Raw genomic sequence first — 1,800 nt, forward strand, 5'->3', positions numbered from 1 at the left:
AGAAAATGACCGCCCAGGGTTCATCTGTTGGCGCAGATGATGGGCAGTCAATCTCCAAAACTTATGGAAATAGTATACCCACTTCCGGGGAAGAAATCAACGATGAAATTGTAAATTCCCCGGAGACCCTGGAAGAAATGTACCGCAGGATGCAGCGTATGGCAGACCCTCGATACCTGCATACGCTCACCATGACGGAGCTGTTCCAGACCGCTTATATGAGCAGGCCACCGGTGGCGGAAGGACTGCTTTACGCAGGGGCATATATCCTTGCCGGAGCGCCTAAAATCGGCAAGTCCTTCCTGGTGGCCCAGATTGCCTACCATGTCAGTACCGGGCAGGACTTGTGGGGTTACAAGATTCACCAGGGAACAGTGCTCTACCTCGCGCTGGAAGATGATTTTCAGCGCATCCAGAGCCGGATGTTTATGATGTATGGCGTGAATGACACTCCCAATCTCCACTTTGCCACCACGGCTGGAAAAATCGGGAACGGGCTGGACGAACAGATGGAAAACTTCATGCAGGAGTACCCGGACACCAAACTCATTATCATCGACACCATGCAAAAGATCCGGGAGGTTGGCGGTGAAGCATACAGCTACGCCAGTGACTACGAGATCATCGGCAGGATCAAACAGTTTGCCGATCAGCACGGTATTTGTGTACTGACCGTCCACCACACCCGGAAGCAGCAGGCAGACGATTCTTTTGAGACGATTTCCGGCACCACTGGGCTGTGCAGACGGTTCCCTGCTGATGCAGAAGAAAAAGCGCACGGAACTGGACGCTACCATCAAGGTGGTAGGAAGGGACCAGCCGGACCAGATCCTCTACTTGAAGAAGGACCCTCAAACCCAGATCTGGAACCTGGAACGCATGGAAAACGAGCTGTATAAAGAGCCGCCGGACCCGGTGCTGGAAGCGATCGCAAAGTTGGTAAAGGAACCCTGGAGTGGCAGCCCCACAGAGCTGGTTTCTTTCCTGCAAATCGATATGTTGCCGAACACCCTGACCAAACACCTGAATGTCAATTCGGGACGTCTGCTGTTGGAGCATAATATCCAGTATACAAACTCCCGTATCCATGCTGGGCGAAGGATCAAGCTGACCCCTGTTTCGGAGAAAGCGTGACGATGGTGACGGTCGTGACGGTGATTTTGGTGGTGTGTAAAACACCGTCACCATCGTCACGACCGTCACGGGAGAAAAATGGATATGAAAAGTGTACAAATTCCCTATGAGCTTTTTGTGGCTTTGGTGGAATACCATCTGGGCTACGACGATGACTGTGCTGAGGAAATCCGCCAAGGTCTGGAACAAAAATTGGATGCACTGATGCGGCATGAGCTGTATGCAAAATATAAGACTGCGCCCACCGCAGAAGAACGAGAACAGGCCCGGCAGGAATACCTGGACAAGCGTGGAGTGTTCCTGGATTTTCGGTGGTGAGATAGGTTTCCGTTCGGACTGATTTTAATGTTGCGATTAGCACAAAAGTTTTCTCCTTGTCGGCAGGGACAGGAGCGTGTCACGCTCCTGTTTTTGCTGGCAGAGGGAAGGATGTGACTGCTGTTTCTGACAAAAAATTCCCGTTTTGAAAAGCCCCATTGTAAAGAATTTTCCTTACTGAAAGGTATTCCGGATGGGGTGGTATTTTGCCACCTCACCTTCCAAGGGAAGCCCTATTTCAGGGCGTACCATTAACAAAAGGGATGAGCGATTCGCGCACCTCTATATCCCGAAACGGGGCATAGAGTACAGACAAAAAAGCGTTCGCAGAACGCGCAGCCACAGAAT

General features: G+C 51.3%; 1 protein-coding gene and 1 pseudogene. Both read left to right on the forward strand.

Features of this window, described 5'->3' with window-relative positions:
* Window positions 1-1,134: pseudogene (locus AB5H98_RS13380) on the forward strand (AAA family ATPase); the annotation flags it as partial.
* 84 nt (window positions 1,135-1,218) lie between these two features.
* Window positions 1,219-1,452, forward strand: a complete 234-nt coding sequence (locus tag AB5H98_RS13385) for a complexin-2 (RefSeq protein ID WP_367926377.1) — start codon at window positions 1,219-1,221, stop codon at window positions 1,450-1,452.
* Window positions 1,453-1,800 lie beyond the last annotated feature (348 nt).

It is taken from the genome of uncultured Ruthenibacterium sp., from assembly GCF_963558415.1.
Classification (GTDB): Bacteria; Bacillota; Clostridia; order Oscillospirales; family Ruminococcaceae; genus Ruthenibacterium.